Origin of the sequence: Streptomyces sp. NPDC058371 (assembly GCF_042723265.1) — a bacterium.
Lineage (GTDB): Bacteria > Actinomycetota > Actinomycetes > Streptomycetales > Streptomycetaceae > Streptomyces.
In genome coordinates this window covers 903,681-922,632 of record NZ_JBHXJC010000001.1, presented here as the reverse complement: position 1 = coordinate 922,632, position 18,952 = coordinate 903,681, and the positions used below count along the sequence as shown (strand labels likewise).

Below are 18,952 nucleotides of genomic sequence, written 5' to 3'. Positions count from 1 at the left end.
CTCACTTCCCGTTCTCCCCCTCGATCTCCACGGCCTGGTCCAGGAAGCCGGCCAGCAGGACGACGACCGCGCAGGTGACCTCCATGCCGATGGCCGCGTTCAGCAGGGGGACGATGCCGCCGGACGACAGCGTGTTGAACGTGCCGTACGGCAGCAGGGTGTTGGCGAGGAATGCGGTACCGCCGAGCAGGCCCGCGAGGCCCAGGACGAGGTACGCGCAGGAGGCGAGGGCGTCGCCCACCTCGTAGAGCCCGACCGGCCGGATGCGCTCCAGGGCGCGGTAGTCGGCCCCGAGGTAGAGCAGGTGCAGGGCGGTGGCGGCGACGACTCCGCCCTGGAAGCCGCCGCCGGGGCTGAGTTGTCCGTGGGCGATGACGTACAGGCCGGTCAGGACGGCCACCGGCAGGACGACCAGGGCGTAGCGGCGGACGGGCACGGCGACGTCCTCGGGTGCGGGCCGGTCGCGCCGTTCGTCGCGGGTCCGGCGCAGCAGGACGACGGTGCCGAGGACGGAGGCGAACAGGATGGTCATCTCGCCGAGGGTGTCGAAGGCGCGCTGGTCGAAGTTGACGGACGAGATGGTGTTGGCGGTGCGCCGGGCCAGCGACTCGTGCACGGCCCGTTCGCCGTAGGGGTGGTGGGCGCCGCCGAACCCGGGCAGCCGCAGACTGGCGGCGACCAGGAGCGCCGCGAGGCCGGCACCGCCCACCGCGACGAGCCACAGCCGCATACGGCGGCTCACGCCTTCTTCTCCTTGCCGGACGGGCCTTCCTTCGGCCGGCGGCCGTGCCGCGACGATTCCTGCGCCGGCCCGTCGTCGCCGGCACGCGGACGGCGTCTGACCTTGCGCACCGACAGGAGCAGCAGCAGGGGTGTCAGGGCGGAGCCGACCGCCAGTTGGGACAGGGCGACGTCCGGCGCCTGGAGCACGGTGAACAGCACGGCGAGCGTCGTCCCGAGGACGGACAGCACGAGTGCCTGGCGTTCCGGGTCGCGCACGGCGACGGCCGCGGTCGCGGAGGCGGCGACGAGCAGCAGGGCGACGACGACGAGCGGGTCATCCATGGCGGCCTCTCTCGCGTCCGCCGGACAGCGCCCGGGAGGCGACGAGGTTGCCGCCGATCAGCAGGGCTCCGGTCACCAGGAGTTTGGCCATGGCCCGGCCGGGCCCGGTGGCCACGCATGCGGCGAGCACGACCGCGGCGCCGAATCCGGCCACCGCGTAGGTGAGCACCGAGGCCCACGGCGGGTCCCCGGTCAGGTCGTCGGCGAGCAGCCGGGCGAAGACGAGGGTGCCGACGGGGCCCAGCAGGGCGAGGACCAGGGCGACATCGACGTACGACGGCCGCTGGTACCCCTGGGCGAGCAGCAGCAGGACGGGACAGGCCAGCGAGGTGGAGAGGTTCTGTGCCACGACGCGGCGTGCCAGCGGCCCGGTGGCGACACCCCACACGGCGGCGCCGACCCCCGCGGCGAGTGCGGCCGTCGCCGTGCTGGTCCAGCCGTTCACCGTCCGCTCACCGCCCGTCGCGCGCCCCATGCCGCGACCGCCCCGAGGAAGGCGACGGAGGCCCCGACCACCAGCTCCAGCGTGTCGACGGTGGTGATGAACACCAGCCACAGCGCGCCGAGTACGGCCCACCACACCAGGACCTCGAGTCCCGCACGAAGCGTCGTACGCCGGTCCATCCGCCACCTCCCTGGGCCGCGCCCGCACCTTTGCCCGGAAAAGAAACCGTTGGGCCATCCAAGCATCGTCGCGCCTCGCCATGGCGGCGGCGCGCACCGACGTGGTCCGGAGTGCCCTGGTAGGGCGAGGGAAAACCGGGCACAAGCCGAAGGGACACACCGCGGCCCGTGTCGGACACGGGCCCGGCGAACCCACTGCCGCACCACACATCCGGTCGCTTCGCGGCCGGGTATCGAGCCCGCATCGCGGGTAACTGCCTTGTTCCACACGGCAGTTGAAACCGGGAGGATGGAATGGTCCGTACCGCGCTCCGCATGCGTACCACCCGCAGCACGAAATCCGGTCGGCGGTCATCGGCGGCGGCGCGGAAGCCGGCGCGGTCGCACGAGCGCCGGGGGCTGCCCTGGCCGGCCCGGATCCTGGTCATGCTGCTGGCCTTCGCGGCCATGGTGGCGTTCGCGGCCGCGCTGGCCCGGCTGACCCTGGAGCCGTCACCGGCGTCGGAGGCCCTGACACACAACAATCTGCATCCGGGACGTTCGCTGCACGCCTATCTCTCCCAGCCGGCGCTGCGCGACGCCGTCAAGCAGATCGGCGGAAACCTGTTGCTCGGTGTGCCCTTCGGGGTGCTGCTGCCCATGCTGGCTCCGCAGACCCGGGGGGTTCTGCGCGTGGTCCTCCTGACCGCCGGGGTCATGCTGCTGGTCGAATTGGTCCAGGGAGCCTTCATCACGGGGCGTGCCTTCGACGTCGACGACGTCATCCTCAACACGGCCGGAGCGCTGGTAGGTTACCTGCTTCTCGGGCGTCGACTGGGCCGGGCGGTTCACCCGCGGCGCCTTCGCCGCAGCTGACGGCAAGTCTCGAACAGTGGTCCGGACCAGAGTCTTGACACCCCCTTACCTCACTTCTTAAATCAAGAAGCGAAGCATGCACCCCCCACCACAGTCGGCGCACCCTTCTCTCAGGTGCGTCGTACGGAAATGAGAGTCATGGGCTCCCCACGCCTCCTCCGAAGATGTCTTTTCGCCGCTCTGTCGGCCGCGCTCATAGGGTCTGCCGCCATCGGCCCCCAGGCGCGACCCGCGGCGGCGGCAGCAGCGGCGGTGACGTTCTCCGACAACTTCGACGGAGCCGCCGGCTCGGCCGTCGACTCCTCGAAGTGGCAGATCGAGACCGGCGACAACGTCAGCAACCACGAGCGGCAGTACTACACGTCCGGCAACAAGAACGCCGCTCTGGACGGCCAGGGTCACCTGGTGATCACGGCACGAAAGGAGAACCCCTCCAACTACCAGTGCTGGTACGGCACTTGCCAGTACACGTCGGCCCGGCTGAACACCTCGGGCAAGTTCACCTCGACGTACGGACACGTCGAGGCCCGGATGAAGATCCCGCGCGGGCAGGGCATGTGGCCCGCGTTCTGGATGCTGGGCAGCGACATCGGTTCGGTCGGCTGGCCGAACTCGGGTGAGATCGACGTCATGGAGAACGTCGGCTACGAGCCGTCGACCATCCACGGCACGATCCACGGCCCCGGGTACTCGGGCTCCGCCGGTATCGGCGCCGGGTACACCCTGCCGAACGGCCAGGCCTTCGCGGACGCCTTCCACACCTTCGCGGTGGACTGGGCGCCCAACTCGATCAAGTGGTCGGTGGACGGCACGGTCTACCAGACGCGTACGCCCGCCGATGTCGGCGGCAACAGCTGGGTGTTCAACAAGCCGTTCTTCCTGATCCTGAACCTCGCGGTCGGCGGCTACTGGCCCGGTGACCCCGACGGCTCCACCAGCTTCCCGCAGCAGCTCGTCGTGGACTCGGTGTCGGTGTCGACGAGCGACAGCTCCGGCAGCGGCAGCCAGATCTCCGGGCTCGGCGGCAAGTGCGTGGACGTGGCCGGCGCGAGCTCGGCCAACGGCACCCCGGTTCAGATCTACGACTGCAACGGCAGCACCGCCCAGAAGTGGACGGTCTCCTCGGACGGCACGATCCGCGCGCTGGGCAAGTGCCTCGACGTCACCGGCAACGGGACGGCGGACGGTACGACCGTCCAGTTGTGGGACTGCACGGGCGGCCCGAACCAGAAGTGGGCAGTGAGTTCGGCCAACGACATCGTGAACATCCAGGCCAACAAGTGCCTCGATGTCACGGGCGGCTCGTCGGCCAACAGCACACGGCTCCAGATTTGGACGTGCACAGGCGCAGCCAACCAGAAGTGGTCGGTGGCCTGACAGACCGCCCGGGCGGGCAGCGGAGGGTCCGGCAGGGGTTTCCCCGGCCGGGCCCTTCCGGTTTCCACGGCCCGCGCACGCCGAACCGACTGCGCCTCGCGTACGTCGTGACCGTCCGCCCGCGGCCCCCACCGCGGGCGGACGGCGCCGGTCGGCCGATGGCTGCGGCTGAGCAGCGCACGGCCCAGGTGTACGAGGACTCGCGGGCGTTGGCGACGCCGTTGCAGCCGAACGTTCCCGGCAAGATCGACCGTGCCCTGGCCGGCACCGGCACATGCCCGGTTCCCGGCAACGGGTGATCTTTCCCGGGGTGCGGGATCACTCCTGCCGCGGCAGCTCACGACGGCGCGAAAGCCGCAGGTCCGCGCGCTCCCCGTGTGCCCCGGCGCTCTCTAGCGCGGCGTCCAGGTGAGCTTGTCGCCGCCCACCCAGCGGACGACGTCCGGGTCGTCGAGGTCGTGGACCGTGATGCCGTAGGCGGCCGCGGCCATCAGGACATCGGTCATGGCCTTCGCCTCGCCGACCACCTCGCCGTCGATCTCGACGATGCGAAAGGGCGGCGAGCCCGGCTGCACCCCAAGCACCAAGATGCGCGGGGTGGAGATGTGGGGGCTCGCGATTTCGGTCATGTCCCGAGCGTAAAGCGGTTCTCCCGGGTCAGTGGAGGAGTGGAACAGCGGCAGCCGTCGGCAGCGGCCTCCTTGTGGGCCCGTACGGTCCGGACCCGTGTTCGCCCAGGTGGGTGAGGCGGGGACGCGCCCCGTGCGATCGGCGGACCTGCCTCATTGCGTCGCATCCGCCGTGCGGGCGAGCGGCGGCTGGGCAAGGCTGGAGAGCAGGAGGTGGCGATGGACCCCGTCGAGGCCCTGGACCGGATCGCGTTCCTGCTGGAGCGGGCTCAGTCCCCCACGTACCGCGTCCGTGCCTTCCGCACCGCGGCCGACGTACTGTCCCGGCTGCCCGAGGGCGAGATCGAGGAGCGCGCGACGGCCGGGACCCTGGAGTCGCTGAAGGGCGTCGGTCCGAAGACCGCGCAGGTGGTGCGCGAGGCGCTGGCCGGTCAGCTCCCCAGCTATCTGCAGAAGCTGGAGGGGGAGGCCGAGGCCCCGCTCGCGGAGGGCGGCGAGGAGCTGCGCGCGCTGCTGCGCGGCGACTGTCATCTGCACTCGGACTGGTCGGACGGGGGCAGCCCGATCGAGGAGATGGGCCGGGCCGCGGCGCGCCTCGGGCACGAGTGGGCGGTCCTCACCGACCACTCGCCCCGGCTCACGGTGGCGCGCGGACTCTCCCCGGACCGGCTGCGCGAGCAGTTGGAGGTGATCGCCGAACTCAACCGGAAGTGGGCCCCGTTCCGGCTGCTCACCGGCATCGAGTGCGACATCCTCGACGACGGCTCGCTCGACCAGGAGCCGGAACTGCTGGACCGGCTCGACGTCGTGGTGGTCTCCGTGCACTCCAAGCTGCGCATGGAGGCGAGGTCGATGACGCGCCGCATGGTCGCCGCCGTACGCAATCCGCTCGCCGACGTCCTGGGGCACTGCACGGGACGGCTGGTCACCGGGCGCGGCCGGCCGGAGTCCGAGTTCGACGCGGACGAGGTGTTCGCCGCGTGTGCGGAGTCCGGTACGGCGGTGGAGATCAACAGCCGTCCCGAGCGGCTCGACCCGCCGCGCCGGCTGCTGCGCCGCGCGGTCGACGCGGGTGTGCTGTTCTCCGTCGACACCGACGCGCACGCGCCGGGGCAGCTGGACTGGCAGATCCACGGCTGCGCGCGGGCCGAGGAGTGCGGGGTGCCCGCGGAGCGGGTGATCACCACCTGGACCGCGGACGAGCTGCTGGCCTGGACCCGGAACCGGGAGACGCCGTCGCGCGTGGCACGGCCCTGACGTGGTACCCGACAGCCAGTTCGAGAGGAAGAGGGCGATTCATGGAACGGGCGGCACTGTTCGACGTAGACGGCACACTCGTCGACACCAATCACCTTCACGTGACGACCTGGTGGGAGGCGTTCCGGCAGGCCGGTCACGAGGTGCCCATGCATGCCGTCCACCGGGCGATCGGGCTCGGGTCGGAGGACCTCATCGCCCATCTGCTGGGCGAGGGGCGCGACCAGGATGAGGCCGACGCGCTGAGCCAGGCGCACAAGACGCTGTACGCCACGTACTTCGAGCGGCTGCCCGCTCTCCAGGACGCCGGCCGACTGCTGCGGCGGCTGGCCGACGACGGCTGGGCCGTCGTGCTCGCCACTTCGGCAGGCGGGGCCGAACTGGGCGCCCTGCGCCGTGCGATCGACGCCGACGACGCCATCAGGGCGACGGCGAGCGCGGACGACGTGGAGCGCGGCAAGCCGGCGCCGGAGCCGGTCGAGCACGCGCTGGAGCTGGCCGGCGTCCCGGCCGAGCGGGCCGTCTTCGTCGGCGACACCGTGTGGGACATGCGGGCGGGCACCAAGGCGGGAGTGCGGTCGGTGGGTGTGCTGTCCGGCGGCATTCCGCGCGCGGATCTGGAGGAGGCCGGGGCCGTCGCGATCTACCGGGACGTGGCCCAGCTGCTCGCCGAACTGACGGACAGCCCGTTGGCCCCCGGGGAGTGAGCGGTCGGCTGCCGCCACCGTGAAGGTGCCGGATCGCCGGTTCGGTGCGACTCCGCCGACCCGTCCCGGAAGCCGAAGCCGGCCTCGGTCGGCTGCCGCCGCCGTGAGGGTGCCGGATCGCCGGTTCGGTGCGACTCCGCCGGCCCGTCCCGGAAACCGAGCCCGGCCCTTCCCGCGGGGCAGGTGACCGGCGCCGGTGCGCGCGTCCGTCGGCCCCGCCCCGAAGCCGCGCGTGCCCGTGCACGCCCACGACACCCGCTCCGGCAGGACAAAGAACGCCACCGCGCGTTCAATGGTGACCATGGGTGTTCGGCGGCAGACGAGACCCCGCAGAAGGACGGCGCTGACGGCAGCCGCCGTGGCCTCCCTGCTCACCGCGGGTTGCACCACCGGCTCCGCCGTGGCGGCCGCCCCGCCGCCCCAGCCGCCACCGCAGCTCACGCAGCCGCAGGTGGACGACGCCGTCGGCCGGCTCGACCGCATCGTTCAGGACGGCATGCGCAGGACCGGTGTGCCGGGCGTCGCGGTGGCCGTCGTCCACAAGGACCGTGTCGTGTATCTGAAGGGCTTCGGCGAGCGGCAGGCCGGCCACTCCGGACCCGTCGGGCCGGACACCGTCTTCGAACTGGCCTCGCTGTCCAAGCCGCTGGCATCGACCGTCGTCGCGGGCGCCGTGGGCAAGGCCATCGACTGGGACGACCCGGTGGGCACGCATCTGCCCGGCTTCGCGCTCAAGGACCCGTGGGTCACCGACCACGTCACGGTCGCCGACCTCTTCGCGCACCGCAGCGGCCTGCCCGACCACGCCGGAGACCTCCTCGAAGACCTCGGCTACGACCGCGCGTACGTCCTGGACCATCTGCGGTACGAGCCGCTGACCGCGTTCCGGGCCAGTTACGCGTACACCAACTTCGGTGTCACCGCCGCGGGTCAGGCGGTCGCGAACGCGACGAACACGACCTGGGAGAAGCTCGCCGAGGACACTCTCTACGGCCCGGCCGGCATGAACTCCACCAGCTCGCGCTTCAGCGACTACGACCAGGCCGGCGACAAGGCGGCCACCCATGTGAAGGACGCGAACGGCACCTGGTCGGCCAGGTACGTCCGGGACGCCGACGCCCAGTCGCCGGCCGGCGGCGCCAGCTCCACTGCTCGCGACATGGGCACCTGGCTCCGGCTGCAACTCGCGAACGGAAAGCTGGACGGCAAACAGATCATCCCCGCGGACCCGCTGGAGCGGACCCACCTCCCCGAGATCGTCGCCCAGCCTCCTGCGGCCCCGGCCGGCCGCACCGGCTTCTACGGCCTCGGCTGGAACGTCGGCTACGACGACCAGGGCCGGCTGCGCCTCAGCCACTCCGGGGCCTTCGAACTCGGCGCCAACACCAATGTGACGATGCTCCCCGGTGAGGAACTGGGCATCGCCGTCCTCACCAACGGGGCGCCGGTGGGGCTCGCCGACTCGGTCGCGCTCGACTTCTTCGACACGGCCCAGCACGGCAGGCCCACCACCGACTGGCTCACCCTGGTCGACAAGGTGTACCAGCAGCAGGAGCAGGAGAACCGCTCCCCCACGGACTACGCCAAGCCTCCGCAGAACGCGGCCGCCGCCCGGTCCGACGACGCGTACACGGGCACGTACGACAACGACTTCTACGGTCCGCTGACGGTCACGGCCGCGGGCGGCGAACTCACGATGAAGCTGGGGCCGAAGCCGACGACGTTCCGGCTGACCCACTTCGACGGTGACACCTTCAGTTTCGAGACGACCGGCGAGAACGCGACCGGGCCGTCCGGGGTCACGTTCAAGGTCGGCCCGGGTTCCCAGGGGGCGGGCGACGCGACGGCGCAGAAGGTGACCGTCGAAGCGTTCGACGAGAACGGCCTGGGCACGTTCACCCGCCCCTGAACCCCGTTCCGCAGCCCGTCCGTCCGCCCGTTCGTCCGCCCGGTGGGACCGGCGTGCTCAGGACTGCGGGGCGGCCTTGCGGAGGTTCGTGATGCAGGTGCTCAGCGCCGCCTGGAGTTCCTCGAGGCGTTGCAGCATGTCGTCCTCGTAGATGTCGTCCATGTCGTCGGCGTCCTCGAAGGTCAGTTCCTCGAAGACCTTCGTCGCCTTCTGCAGGCTGCTGTAGAACTTGGTGCGCCGCTCCTGGACGCGCAGCTCAGGGTCGGCCTCGACGGTCTCGGCCACGAGACCCTTCACCGTGTCGTACGCATCGGTGACCCACTGGCCGGCCTCTTCGTCGTCGTCCAGTTCGTCGAGCAGGGAGAGGTGGCGCTCGGCCTCCGCGCGGAGCGCCGCGGGGGCGTCGATCGTCTGTCCGGCCGGCGTCTTGACCTGGCCGTTCTCGACGATCTGCCGCACATATCCGATCCGCCCCGCCGCCTGCGTCTCGGTGGCGACCGCCTTCTTCAGGTCCTCGGTGCGCACGATGTCGCGGGCGAGCTCGGTCTGCAGCGCGGGGTCCTCCCTCAGCCGGTCCAGGAGCGCGGCCCGCGCGGCCTGGGCGGTGGACGGGTCGGCGAGGATGGCGGCCCGCAGCGCGGTGGGGTTCTCGGCGACCTCCAGCGCCTTGGTCGGGCGGATGCCCTCGGCCTCGGCCGCCGCGGCGATGGCGGTGCCGCGCTCCGAGGCGGCGCTGGAGCGCGCGGTGTAGTACGACAGCCACGCGTCGGAGTCGGGCAGTTCGATGTCCTGGCCCGGGACGAGCACCTCGAAGTGCGGGACGAGACCGTCGTCGGCCGCCTTGTCCCACGCCTTGTAGTAGCGCATGACCCGCTCGGCCGAGCAGCCGGCCAGCTCGGCGAAGTCCTTGGCGGAGATCTTCGGCGTCTCCCCCGCCGACTGCCCGCCGGGCCGCACACTGCGGGCGACCTTCAGCGCGAACGCCCAGCCGCCGGTCCGCGCGTACGTACCGAACTCGCGCGCGTCGCGGCTCACCAGCTCGTCCACGACACCCGCGGTCTCCACGACGCCGGTGTCGGGGTCGGTGTCGGTGCCGGTGCCGGTGCCGACGGCATCCGCAACCTCCACGGCGCCCACGACGGCCTCATCGCCGGACCGGGTCTCCGGGACCCAGAAGTTCTCCTCGCCGGTGGTCTCGGTGACGGACGTCCCGTCGACGGGCGGCACGGCCGATTCGGACGCGGCGATCGCTGCGGACACAGGGAACTCCCCAGATCAGTGCGGATGCGGATGGCAGAGACAGAGCGAGCAGCCTATAAGAACGCCCTCACCGTTCCCGGCCGTGACGCAGTTCACCCGCGCTGCCGCCGACCCCGGGGAACACCCGCCGGTAGTCACCCGTTGAACAATCCGTGGGTGCGGATGGGACAGTGTCCCCGGGCCTCACCTATAGCCCACAGGGACGATCGTTCGGCTGAAGCCCTGTGGAGCCTTTCGCCGAGAGGCGACCGCCATGCGCACCCACACAGAGACCGCCCCGACCGTGATTCCCCCGTCCGGTCGGGGCTCCTCTTTTTTCGCCCGCGGCCCCGGACCGGCCGTGCGCAAGCGCCTCGCGGAGCAACCGCGTCCACTTGACTTGGAGTGCGCTCCAATTCGTAGCGTGCGACGCATGACCACTGCACAGCACAAGATCGGCTCGGGTTTCGGTGCCAGGAGCACCGCCGACGACGTCCTGCACGGCATCGACCTCACCGGAAAGCTCGCGCTCGTCACGGGCGGCTACTCGGGCCTCGGCCTGGAGACGACGCGCTCCCTCACGAAGGCGGGCGCCCACGTCGTCGTCCCCGCGCGGCGCGTCGCCGTCGCCGAGGAGGCGCTGGCGGACATCGACGGGGTCGAGGTGGACGAGCTCGACCTCGGCGACCTCGACAGCGTGCGGGCCTTCGCCGAACGGTTCCTCGCCTCGGACCGCACCCTCGACATCGTCATCAACAACGCCGGGATCATGGCCTGCCCGGAGACCCGCGTCGGCCCCGGCTGGGAGGCGCAGTTCGCGACCAACCACCTCGGTCACTACGCGCTCGTCAACCGGCTGTGGCCGGCGATCGAACCCGGCGGGGCCCGCGTGGTGGCCGTCTCCTCCGGGGGCCACCACAACTCGGGGATCCGCTGGGACGACGTGCACTGGCGGCACGGCTACGACAAGTGGGAGGCGTACGGCCAGGCCAAGACGGCGAACGTGCTGTTCGCCGTGCACCTCGACCGTCTCGCCCGGGAGTCCGGCGTACGGGCGTTCTCGCTGCATCCCGGCGGCATCCTCACCCCGCTCCAGCGTCATCTGGAACGGCAGGAGATGGTCGACCGCGGCTGGATCGACGAGAACGGCACCGTGCTCCACCCGGAGGCCTTCAAGTCGCCCGAACAAGGCGCGGCCACACAGGTGTGGGCCGCTACCTCGCCGCAACTCGCCGAGCTGGGTGGGGTCTACTGCGAGGACTGCGACATCGCCGAACCGGCGCCGACGGACGGCCCCCGTACAGGCGTACGGGACTACGCGATCGACCCCGAGCAGGCGGCGCGGCTGTGGGACCTGTCGGCGGAGCTGACCGGGGTGAACGCGTTCGCGTGATCCGCCCGCGTCGGCCTACCGGCGCCGCGCACTCCCCACCGCCCGGTTCTCCCGCGCGAACTCCCGGAGATCATCGGTGAGTTGCCGGGCGTGTGTGGCGAACAGGCCGTGGCCCCCGTTCTCGTAGACCTCGAGCGTGCTGTCGGGCAGCAGTTCCGCCGCCCGGCGGCCGGTCAGCTCCAGGGGCGCCGACGTGTCGTGCGTCCCGTGCACGACGAGCACCGGCAGGTCCAGCCCGGCCAGTTCGGGGGCGACGTTCAGAATGAGGCCGAGGTCGCCGAGCGCGGCCCCGGCGCGCGCCGTCGCGCCGTGGCAGCGGTCGATCATGGCCCGCACGTACCCGGGTGAGAGCTCGTTGCCGGGCAGGTCGAGCTGGAAGAACGCCCGCGCGCCGTCCTCGAAGAACGCCGACCGGTCCCGGCGGAACGTCTCGTTCCCCCTCCGGATCAACTCAGGGTCCACGCCCCCGGGATGATCCGCCGACCGCACCGCCCCCGGCACCATGCCGGCGATCAGCGCGGCCCGCGTCACCCTGCCCAGGCCGTGACGGCTCAGGCAGCGCACGATCTCGGCGGTCCCGATCGAGTGCCCCACCAGGACGACCTCGCGCAGGTCGAGGTGCTCGAGCAGGCTGTTGAGGTCGTCGGCGAGGCTGTCGAGGTCGAAGCCGCCCCACACGTCGTCGGACCGCCCGTGCCCGCGCCGGTCGAAGCCGACGCACCGATGGCCCTCTCCGGCCAGCGGCAGCATCTGGTACTCCCACATCTCCGTTCCGAGGTAGGAGCTGTTCACGAAGACGATCACCGGCCCGTCGGCCGGTCCGTAGTCGACGTAGTGCAGCCGGGCGCCATCGAGGGGGCTCTCGAAGTACGGCATGGGAAACCTCCCGGAATCCGTTGGGCGAGGGTTACGCCTTTCATGGTTCCGGGAGGCTCGGGGCGCGTCGATTACCCGACAGGTCATGATCGATACCAAGGCCCGGTCAGGGTGCGGTGTCCTCGCCGACGGCGTACGTGTCCTTGATCTTCACCTCTGAGACGCCGCGGCCCTCCGGGAAGACCTGCCGCCAGTCCCCGATGACGTGCAGTTCGTCGGTGCCCATCGCCCGGACGACCGTGAGTCCCTCGTCGTACGCCTTGTACGCCTTCATCCAGAGGTTGGCGAAGGCCTGGGAGCGGATGAGGTGCATCCAGTCGGGGCGGTACAGCTCACGGTTGTAGTTGGACTCCCCCATCGTGGAGACGAACTTGGAGTACATCGCCTTCACGTACTCCAACGTCACCTCGTCCTCCTGCGCGATCGCCCCGTCCCGGGCGTCCTTGAGCGCGATGCGGAACTTCTCCAGGAGTCCCTCCGTCGCGCCCGAGGTGAACGACTCGTGGATCTCGGGCGGTTCGCACAGGCCGTACTTCGGCGAGGACAGCCGCAGGAGCAGGCGCAGGGTGGGTTCGGTGACCCACAGGGGGCCCGCCTCGTCGCGGTTGCCCAGCGGATTGGGCAGGACCGCCTCGTGCTCCCAGACGGGCGGAGTGATGAGGTGGACGCCGGCGCGGCGCCGGTCGTGGCCGAAGCCGGTGGAGTGCTCCAGCCGGCCGATCGGCAGATGGGTCTTGAGCGCCGACAGATAGGCGCCGTTGATGTCGAGCGCGGTCACCTCGTGCGGGCCGGCGGGCAGTTCGGGGCGGATCCACTTGGGGCGGGCCTCCCAGATCTGGTCGGCGCCGCGCGCGCTCTGTTTGCGCAGGACGTCCGGGATCCAGGGGTGCGCCACGACGTCGTAGCGCCCGCCCTTGCGGGTCTCGTCCAGCAGCGCCATCGCGTCCGGGATGGCCCGCTTCACCAGGGCCGCGGTCGCCGCCTCCACATCGCCCTCGTGCCGGGCGAGCGCCGCCGCGACGGCTTCGCCGATCAGGTCGGGAACGTCGGAGGCCGCCTGCACACGGCGCCCCACGGGCACGATCCTCACCGACTGCGCCGGTCCCCCGGCTCGGGGCGCGCCCGCAGGCGTTCCGGTTCCCGCCGGCTGCGCGGACTCCTCGGCACCACCGCACTCCGCTGGGTCCAAGTGCTGTGGAAATCCGGCGACTTGGTGGTGGGCCGGCCGGCCGCACAGCACGCAGGGCCGTGGCGTCGTGAGAGCCTCCACGTCGTCCGCCCCGGAATCCGGCGGGGACACGTCGGCCGGCTCGGCCCCCGCGTCCGCCGGCTCCTCAGCCTCACTTCCCGACGTCGCCCGGGCCAGGGCCGCGACCCGCTCCTCCCGTTTGGCCCGCGCACCCTCCAGGAAGTACGCGTACTTCTCGCGTACGACACCGCTGGGGTCACGTCCGGACTCCCACCCCCCGACGGTCGACGGGCTGACGCCGAGGACCTGGGCCACCTGGGCCCGCGACAGGTTCAGTCCCGCGCGCAGCTCGCGGCGCTCCTCGGCCGACGGCAGTTCGACCTCCTCCCGGGCGCCGGCGAGCAGGGCGTCGATCGCTTCGAAGTCCGTCATCGCGCCACCGCCCGCGCGTCTGTGCGGCGCCGCCCGGCCGGCAGGCACTCGCAGGCCCGCGTCGGCCCCGCCAGCAGGTCCAGGACGTCGATTCCGTAGTGCGCGGCCAGCGCGTCGCAGTCGGCGAGGCTCCAGGCCGCGCCGCCGGACTGACGGCGGCTCACCTGCGCCTGGCTCACACCGAGGGCCGCGGCGACGTCGGCCTGCGACTCGCCCGACGCGTGCATCAAGGAGGCCACCGCCGACCGCACTCGCTCTCCCAAGGACATTCCCATCCGGGGAGCTTAACGGGTTCCATGCGTTTTCAGCATGAGGATTGCCGTCAACGCATGCGTGAGTCGATCAGGTCTTCTGCCCGAGCCGCTCCCGCTGGGGAACCACCGTGTACTTCGGATCCCGGGCCGAGGCGATCCCCGCGGCGAAGACGCCGAAGCGTGTGCAGGCCGAGCCGCCGAGGAGGGCGAGCCCGCAGACGGCCGCCGCACCGCGCGAGCGGCCGCCGAGGAGGGCGCCGCCGAGCGCGCCGCCGACGGTGAGGGCGCGGGCGGCACGCAGCAGGGTGCCGGCCCGCCCTTCCCGGTAGGTCTCCGCGACCATGCCGAGGCGGTGTTCCGCGGCCCGGGTGACCGCCGTCTCCGCCAGCCCGGCCAGCGCGGCGGCGCAGCGGGCCGGCCCGGTCTCCCGCGAGGGGCCGACGACCAGCGCCATCCCCGCGGCGGCCGCGGTCGCGGACGCCGCGAAGAGGTACGGGAGTTCACGGTGGGCGCCGTGCCAGGCCGGGACGGCGGTGTCCGCCGCGAGGACCCCGGTGTACGCGGCGACGGCAGGTCCGAGCAGTGCGGCGGCGCCCGTCGCGACGGCACCGGCCCTCGGCAGCCGCCCGGTCACGGCGCTCATCGCCGCCGCGCCCGCCGCCGGCCCGTACACCGACAGCAGCCAGGAGCCGACGCTCATCGGCGAGGTGGGCTTGAAGACCCGGAGCATGTTCGCGAACCTGCTGGGCCGCCCGAGGTCGTGGACGAGAGCGACGGCGGACAGCGAGACGGCCGTGAGGGAGGAGACCTTCATCGCGGTCGCCGTGGTGGTACGGCCGGTCAGCTGGGCGCCCGCCGCGAACACCGAGCCCGCACCGGCGAGCCCGCCGAGGAAGAAGTACCCGGCGATGTCCCGCGCTTCCCAGGACGGGGCCTTGATGACGGGCCGCCCGTAGTACGACTCGAACTCGGCCCGCGGGACCATCAGTTGCTCACCGCGGCGTCCCTTCCCGCGCCGCCGCGTCGGCTCCTGCGGACTCCCGCTCCGGGAGCTGGTCATCGGCGTCCCCTTCCGGCCACGGCGAACGACAGCGCCACACCGCCGAGCAGCGACAGGGCCGCCGCGCCCGCGTGCTTCCACATGGCGGGCAGGTCACGGGTGGTGACGACGGGGTCCGGCGGCAGCCCGTACACCTCGGGCCGGTCCAGCAGCAGGAAGAAGGCGCCGTCGCCGCCCACTCCGTCCTCGGGGTCGTCCCCGTAGAGGTGGGCGTCGGTGACGCCGGCCTCGTGGAGCTGGTCGACCCGGAGCGCGGCCCGTTCACGCAGTTCGTCCAGCGGGCCGAACTGGATGGACTCGGTGGGACAGGCCTTGGCACAGGCCGGTTCCTGGCCGGCGCCGAGCCGGTCGTAGCACATGGTGCACTTGAACGCCCGCCCGTCGGACGGCCGTTGCTCGATCACGCCGTACGGGCAGGCGGGGACGCAGTAGCCGCAGCCGTTGCAGATGTCCGCCTGGACGACGACGGTGCCGAACTCCGTGCGGAAGAGCGAGCCCGTCGGGCACACGTCCAGACAGGCGGCGTGGGTGCAGTGCTTGCACACGTCGGAGGACATCAGCCAGCGCATGCCGTCACCCTCGGGAGTGGGCGCCGACTCGCCCTGCGCCAGCGGCAGTTCCGTGCGACCGTCCGGCTGCGGCTGCGGCTGCGGCTGTTCGATGAATGCCACGTGCCGCCAGGTGGAGGCGCCGAGTGCCCCGGTGTTGTCGTACGACATGCCGGTGAGGGTGAGCCCGTCCTCCGGGATCGCGTTCCACTCCTTGCAGGCCACCTCGCACGCCTTGCAGCCGATGCACACCGAGGTGTCGGTGAAGAACCCGACCCGTTCCTCGCTCATGTACGGGTCTCCGTTCCGGTGGTGGCGGTGATGCCCGCGCGGCGGCGGTACTCGGCGACCAGACGCGGCAGGTCGGCTCCGCGGGGCCGGCGGCCCGGCCGGATGTCGGCCGTCAGCGCCTTGTCCTCCTGGATGTGGGCGTTGGGGTCGAGCGCGATGGCGACCAGTTCGTTGGCCGCGTCACCGGTGGAGACTCCGTTGGGGCCCCAGTGGAAGGGCAGTCCGATCTGGTGGACGGTACGGCCCTGGACCCGCAGCGGCCGGATCCGTTCGGTCACCATGACGCGCGCCTCGATGGCGTTGCGTGCCGTGATGACGGTCGCCCAGCCGCCGTGCTCCAGACCGCGTTCGGCGGCGAGTTCCGGGGAGAGCTCGCAGAAGAGCTCCGGCTGCAGTTCGGACAGATAGGGCGACCAGCGGCTCATGCCGCCCGCCGTGAAGTGCTCGGTCAGCCGGTGCGTGGTCACGACGTACGGATAGACGTCCGCGCCCGGTTCGCCCGCGCCGGGGTGGTACCGATTGCCTTCGCGCGGCAGCAACTGGCGTACCGGAGAGCGGGGCGTGGCCGGGTAGAGGGCGTTGGTGAACGGCGAGTCCTGCGGCTCGTAGTGCGCGGGCAGCGGGCCGTCCTCCAGTCCGGCCGGTGTGTACAGCCAGCCCTTGCCGTCGGCCTGCATGATGAACGGGTCGTCACCGCGCAGCGCGTCGGGCCCGGTGGCGTCCTCGTCCGGTACGAAGCCGGGGGCACGGTCGGGGACGAAGTCGGGGACGTCGTGCCCGGTCCACTTCCCGGCGTCCTCGTCCCACCAGACGTACGCCTTGCGTGCGCTCCAGGGGGTGCCGTCGGGGGCCGCCGAGGCACGGTTGTAGAGGATGCGGCGGTTGGCGGGCCAGGCCCAGGCCCATTCGGCGGCCACCCAGTCCTGCTCGGACCCGGGCTTCCTGCGGGCCGCCTGGTTGACCCCGTCGGCGTACACCCCGCAGTAGATCCAGCAGCCGCACCGGGTCGACCCGTCGTCCTTCAGCTCGGTGTACGCGCTGAGCGGACCGCCGTCGGGGCCATGGCCGTTGATCTCCGCAAGGACGGCGTCGGCGACCGGTTCCTTCAGGGGCCCGGTCACCGGGTAGTCCCAGGTGAGGTCCTGGACGGCGCGGTCCATCGGGTCGGTGGAGGCGGCCAGCCGCTCCCTGATGCGGCGGCCGAGGTGGTACATGAACCACAGATCGCTGCGCGCGTCGCCCTCGGGCTCAACCGCCGCGTAGTGCCACTGCACCCAGCGGTTGGTGTTGGTGAAGGAGCCGGACTTCTCGGTGTGCGCGGCGGCCGGGAAGAAGAACACCTCCGTGCCGATGTCCTCGGTGCGCAGCTCGCCGCTCTCGATCTCGGGTCCGTCCTGCCACCAGGTCGCGGACTCGATGAGCGAGAAGTCCCGGACGACCAGCCACTCCAGCTCGGCCATGCCCAGGCGCTGCAACCGGGTGTTGGCGGACCCCACCGCGGGGTTCTCGCCCATCAGGAAATAGCCCTTGCACTCTCCGTCGAGCTGCGCCATGACCGTCTCGTACGTGGAGTGGGAGCCCGTCAGCCGCGGCAGGTGATCGAAGCAGAAGTCGTTGTCGGCCGTGGCCGCGTCGCCGTAGTACGCCTTCAGGAGGCTGACGAAGTAGGCCCGCATGTCGGCCCAGAAGCCCTTCTCCGTGCGGCTCGTGGCGACGAAGTCGTCGAGGTCCAGATGCGCGTGGGCGTGCGGCATGGGCAGATAGCCGGGGAGCAGGTTGTAGAGGGTCGGGATGTCGCTGGAGCCCTGGATGGAGGCGTGGCCGCGGAGGGCCTGGATGCCTCCGCCGGGGCGGCCGATGTTGCCGAGCAGCAGCTGGAGGATGCTCGCGGCGCGGATGTACTGGGAGCCGACCGAGTGCTGGGTCCAGCCGACGGCGTACACGAAGGCACTGGTGCGCTCCCGGCCCGAGTTGGACGTCAGGTCGTCGCACACGCGCAGGAAGGTCGCGCGGGGCACGCCGCAGATGTCCTCGACCATCTCGGGGGTGTAGCGGGCGAAGTGCCGCTTGAGGACCTGGTAGACGCAGCGCGGGTGCTGGAGTGTCTCGTCGCGGGGCGGTACGGGGTCGGTGCGGGCGCCACCGGAACCGTGCGTCTCGGAGCCGCCGGACTGGCGCGTCCGCTCCTCGTACTGCTCGTCGACCGCGCCGGTGGGCTGCTGGACCTCCACGCCCTCGTACTGCCAGCTCCTCGGGTCGTAGTGCCGCTTGTCCTCGTCCAGTCCGGAGAAGACGCCGTCCAGGTCCTCGGTGTCCCGGAAGTCCTCGCTGACCAGCGTGGCCGCGTTGGTGTAGTGGAGGACGTACTCGCGGAAGTCCTTCTCCTCGGTGAGGACATGGTTGATGATCCCGCCGAGGAAGGCGATGTCGCTGCCGGCCCGGATCGGGACGTGCAGGTCGGCGAGGGCGCTGGTGCGGGTGTAGCGCGGGTCGACGTGAATGATGCGGGCACCGCGGGCCTTGGCCTCCATCACCCACTGGAAACCGACGGGGTGGGCCTCCGCGTAGTTGGAGCCCTGGATGACGATGCAGTCGGAGTGCTGGAGGTCCTGCATGAAGGTGGTCGCGCCGCCGCGGCCGAACGAGGTACCGAGGCCGGCGACGGTCGAGCTGTGGCAGACCCGGGCCTGGTTCTCCACCTGGACCACGCCAAGGCCGGTCAGCAGCTTCTTGATGAGGTAGTTCTCCTCGTTGTCGAGGGTCGCGCCGCCCAGGCTGGCGATGCCCATCGTGCGGGCCGTGCGCACTCCCTCCCGCTCCCACTCCCAGGTGTCGCGCCGGGTGCGGATCACCCGCTCGGCGACCATGTCCATGGCCGTCTCCAGGTCGAGCGGCTCCCATGCGGTGCCGTAAGGGCGCCGGTAGAGCACCTGGTGGCGGCGGGCCGGGCCGGTGGTGAGCTGGAGCGTCGCGGAGCCCTTGGGGCAGAGGCGGCCGCGGCTGACGGGGGAGGCGGGATCGCCCTCGATCTGGACGACCTTCTCGTCCTTGACGTACACCTGCTGGGCGCAGCCGACCGCGCAGTAGGGGCAGACGGACGACACGACGCGGTCGGCGGTCTCGGTCCGCGGCCGGAGCCGCTCCGTGTGCCCGGACTTCGCGGCTTCGCCGCGGCCCAGGCGGTCCTCCCCGGTCAGCTGGCGGTAGACGGGCCAGCGGCGGAACCGGTCGGTCACACCCATCGGGG

Annotated in this window: 19 protein-coding genes; 7 read left to right on the top strand and 12 right to left on the bottom strand. The window is 71.6% G+C overall.

The window, feature by feature from the left end; all coding sequences use genetic code 11:
• Nucleotide 1: 1 nt before the first annotated feature.
• The 4 genes from mbhE to ACFWM2_RS04005 are packed head-to-tail and all read right to left on the bottom strand — an operon-like array spanning nt 2 to nt 1,689.
• On the bottom strand, nt 2–742 hold the full coding sequence (gene mbhE / locus ACFWM2_RS04020) for a hydrogen gas-evolving membrane-bound hydrogenase subunit E (RefSeq protein WP_383272717.1): 741 nt from the start codon (nt 740–742) through the stop codon (nt 2–4).
• Entirely contained in the window at nt 739–1,065 is a 327-nt protein-coding gene (locus ACFWM2_RS04015) for a Na(+)/H(+) antiporter subunit B (protein ID WP_383272715.1), read from the bottom strand. The genes mbhE and ACFWM2_RS04015 overlap by 4 nt, the downstream gene beginning before the upstream one ends.
• A complete protein-coding gene (locus ACFWM2_RS04010) occupies nt 1,058–1,510 on the bottom strand; it encodes an MrpF/PhaF family protein (RefSeq protein ID WP_383274130.1) in 453 nt (150 codons plus the stop codon). Before ACFWM2_RS04010 ends, ACFWM2_RS04015 begins: the two co-directional genes overlap by 8 nt.
• Complete coding sequence (locus ACFWM2_RS04005; RefSeq protein ID WP_383272713.1) at nt 1,507–1,689, bottom strand: hypothetical protein; 183 nt, start codon at nt 1,687–1,689, stop codon at nt 1,507–1,509. The genes ACFWM2_RS04010 and ACFWM2_RS04005 overlap by 4 nt, the downstream gene beginning before the upstream one ends.
• Nucleotides 1,690–2,004: 315 nt before the next feature.
• On the opposite strand from ACFWM2_RS04005, the gene ACFWM2_RS04000 reads away from it, so the two are divergent.
• The 3 genes from ACFWM2_RS04000 to ACFWM2_RS03990 all read left to right on the top strand — a co-directional run bounded on the left by ACFWM2_RS04000 (nt 2,005) and on the right by ACFWM2_RS03990 (nt 4,220).
• Nucleotides 2,005–2,544 carry a VanZ family protein gene (locus tag ACFWM2_RS04000; RefSeq protein ID WP_383272711.1) on the top strand — a complete coding sequence of 180 codons (540 nt, stop codon included), beginning with the start codon at nt 2,005–2,007 and terminating at the stop codon, nt 2,542–2,544.
• Between the two features lie 138 nt (nt 2,545–2,682).
• Nucleotides 2,683–3,921: a lectin gene (locus tag ACFWM2_RS03995; RefSeq protein WP_383272709.1), complete on the top strand. Its 1,239-nt coding sequence runs from the start codon at nt 2,683–2,685 to the stop codon at nt 3,919–3,921.
• Nucleotides 3,922–4,079: 158 nt separating this feature from the next.
• On the top strand, nt 4,080–4,220 hold the full coding sequence (locus ACFWM2_RS03990) for a hypothetical protein (RefSeq protein WP_383272707.1): 141 nt from the start codon (nt 4,080–4,082) through the stop codon (nt 4,218–4,220).
• 93 nt (nt 4,221–4,313) lie between these two features.
• On the opposite strand, the gene ACFWM2_RS03985 is transcribed toward ACFWM2_RS03990, so the two are convergent.
• Nucleotides 4,314–4,550, bottom strand: coding sequence for a hypothetical protein (locus ACFWM2_RS03985; protein WP_383272705.1), 237 nt, complete (start codon nt 4,548–4,550; stop codon nt 4,314–4,316).
• Between the two features lie 219 nt (nt 4,551–4,769).
• Between ACFWM2_RS03985 and ACFWM2_RS03980 the strand changes: the two genes are divergently transcribed.
• The 3 genes from ACFWM2_RS03980 (at nt 4,770) to ACFWM2_RS03970 (ending at nt 8,423) form a co-directional block, all read left to right on the top strand.
• Nucleotides 4,770–5,807: a PHP domain-containing protein gene (locus ACFWM2_RS03980; RefSeq protein ID WP_383272703.1), complete on the top strand. Its 1,038-nt coding sequence runs from the start codon at nt 4,770–4,772 to the stop codon at nt 5,805–5,807.
• Between the two features lie 41 nt (nt 5,808–5,848).
• Complete coding sequence (locus ACFWM2_RS03975) at nt 5,849–6,514, top strand: HAD family hydrolase (protein ID WP_383272701.1); 666 nt, start codon at nt 5,849–5,851, stop codon at nt 6,512–6,514.
• Nucleotides 6,515–6,806: 292 nt separating this feature from the next.
• Nucleotides 6,807–8,423, top strand: a complete 1,617-nt coding sequence (locus ACFWM2_RS03970) for a serine hydrolase (RefSeq protein WP_383274127.1) — start codon at nt 6,807–6,809, stop codon at nt 8,421–8,423.
• 57 nt (nt 8,424–8,480) lie between these two features.
• Here the strand turns inward: ACFWM2_RS03970 and ACFWM2_RS03965 are convergent, their stop codons facing one another.
• Complete coding sequence (locus ACFWM2_RS03965; protein WP_383274124.1) at nt 8,481–9,488, bottom strand: hypothetical protein; 1,008 nt, start codon at nt 9,486–9,488, stop codon at nt 8,481–8,483.
• 607 nt (nt 9,489–10,095) lie between these two features.
• Between ACFWM2_RS03965 and ACFWM2_RS03960 the strand changes: the two genes are divergently transcribed.
• The gene (locus ACFWM2_RS03960) at nt 10,096–11,055 is read left to right on the top strand and encodes an SDR family NAD(P)-dependent oxidoreductase (RefSeq protein WP_383272699.1); all 960 of its coding nucleotides are present in this window, start codon (nt 10,096–10,098) and stop codon (nt 11,053–11,055) included.
• 15 nt (nt 11,056–11,070) lie between these two features.
• Here ACFWM2_RS03960 and ACFWM2_RS03955 read toward each other — a convergent pair whose 3' ends face one another.
• From ACFWM2_RS03955 to fdh, 6 genes are all read right to left on the bottom strand, one after another.
• Entirely contained in the window at nt 11,071–11,931 is an 861-nt protein-coding gene (locus ACFWM2_RS03955; protein WP_383272697.1) for an alpha/beta fold hydrolase, read from the bottom strand.
• A gap of 106 nt (nt 11,932–12,037) precedes the next feature.
• A complete protein-coding gene (locus tag ACFWM2_RS03950) occupies nt 12,038–13,552 on the bottom strand; it encodes a helix-turn-helix domain-containing protein (RefSeq protein ID WP_383272695.1) in 1,515 nt (504 codons plus the stop codon).
• A complete protein-coding gene (locus ACFWM2_RS03945; protein ID WP_383272693.1) occupies nt 13,549–13,827 on the bottom strand; it encodes a helix-turn-helix domain-containing protein in 279 nt (92 codons plus the stop codon). Before ACFWM2_RS03945 ends, ACFWM2_RS03950 begins: the two co-directional genes overlap by 4 nt.
• 67 nt (nt 13,828–13,894) lie before the next feature.
• Entirely contained in the window at nt 13,895–14,866 is a 972-nt protein-coding gene (gene nrfD / locus ACFWM2_RS03940; RefSeq protein WP_383272691.1) for an NrfD/PsrC family molybdoenzyme membrane anchor subunit, read from the bottom strand.
• Entirely contained in the window at nt 14,863–15,705 is an 843-nt protein-coding gene (locus tag ACFWM2_RS03935; protein ID WP_383272689.1) for a 4Fe-4S dicluster domain-containing protein, read from the bottom strand. The genes nrfD and ACFWM2_RS03935 overlap by 4 nt, the downstream gene beginning before the upstream one ends.
• Nucleotides 15,702–18,947 carry a formate dehydrogenase gene (gene fdh, locus ACFWM2_RS03930; protein WP_383272687.1) on the bottom strand — a complete coding sequence of 1,082 codons (3,246 nt, stop codon included), beginning with the start codon at nt 18,945–18,947 and terminating at the stop codon, nt 15,702–15,704. The genes ACFWM2_RS03935 and fdh overlap by 4 nt, the downstream gene beginning before the upstream one ends.
• Between the last annotated feature and the right edge of the window lie 5 nt (nt 18,948–18,952).

Bases quoted from the DNA above. Each gene is read 5' to 3' on its own strand.
- ACFWM2_RS04015 (WP_383272715.1), bottom strand. From the start codon at position 1,065: ATGGATGACCCGCTCGTCGTCGTCGCCCTGCTGCTCGTCGCCGCCTCC.
- ACFWM2_RS04005 (WP_383272713.1), bottom strand. From the start codon at position 1,689: ATGGACCGGCGTACGACGCTTCGTGCGGGACTCGAGGTCCTGGTGTGG.
- ACFWM2_RS04000 (WP_383272711.1), top strand. From the start codon at position 2,005: ATGCGTACCACCCGCAGCACGAAATCCGGTCGGCGGTCATCGGCGGCG.
- ACFWM2_RS03995 (WP_383272709.1), top strand. From the start codon at position 2,683: ATGGGCTCCCCACGCCTCCTCCGAAGATGTCTTTTCGCCGCTCTGTCG.
- ACFWM2_RS03990 (WP_383272707.1), top strand. From the start codon at position 4,080: ATGGCTGCGGCTGAGCAGCGCACGGCCCAGGTGTACGAGGACTCGCGG.
- ACFWM2_RS03985 (WP_383272705.1), bottom strand. From the start codon at position 4,550: ATGACCGAAATCGCGAGCCCCCACATCTCCACCCCGCGCATCTTGGTG.
- ACFWM2_RS03980 (WP_383272703.1), top strand. From the start codon at position 4,770: ATGGACCCCGTCGAGGCCCTGGACCGGATCGCGTTCCTGCTGGAGCGG.
- ACFWM2_RS03975 (WP_383272701.1), top strand. From the start codon at position 5,849: ATGGAACGGGCGGCACTGTTCGACGTAGACGGCACACTCGTCGACACC.
- ACFWM2_RS03970 (WP_383274127.1), top strand. From the start codon at position 6,807: ATGGTGACCATGGGTGTTCGGCGGCAGACGAGACCCCGCAGAAGGACG.
- ACFWM2_RS03960 (WP_383272699.1), top strand. From the start codon at position 10,096: ATGACCACTGCACAGCACAAGATCGGCTCGGGTTTCGGTGCCAGGAGC.
- ACFWM2_RS03955 (WP_383272697.1), bottom strand. From the start codon at position 11,931: ATGCCGTACTTCGAGAGCCCCCTCGATGGCGCCCGGCTGCACTACGTC.
- ACFWM2_RS03950 (WP_383272695.1), bottom strand. From the start codon at position 13,552: ATGACGGACTTCGAAGCGATCGACGCCCTGCTCGCCGGCGCCCGGGAG.
- ACFWM2_RS03945 (WP_383272693.1), bottom strand. From the start codon at position 13,827: ATGGGAATGTCCTTGGGAGAGCGAGTGCGGTCGGCGGTGGCCTCCTTG.
- nrfD (WP_383272691.1), bottom strand. From the start codon at position 14,866: ATGACCAGCTCCCGGAGCGGGAGTCCGCAGGAGCCGACGCGGCGGCGC.
- ACFWM2_RS03935 (WP_383272689.1), bottom strand. From the start codon at position 15,705: ATGAGCGAGGAACGGGTCGGGTTCTTCACCGACACCTCGGTGTGCATC.
- fdh (WP_383272687.1), bottom strand. From the start codon at position 18,947: ATGGGTGTGACCGACCGGTTCCGCCGCTGGCCCGTCTACCGCCAGCTG.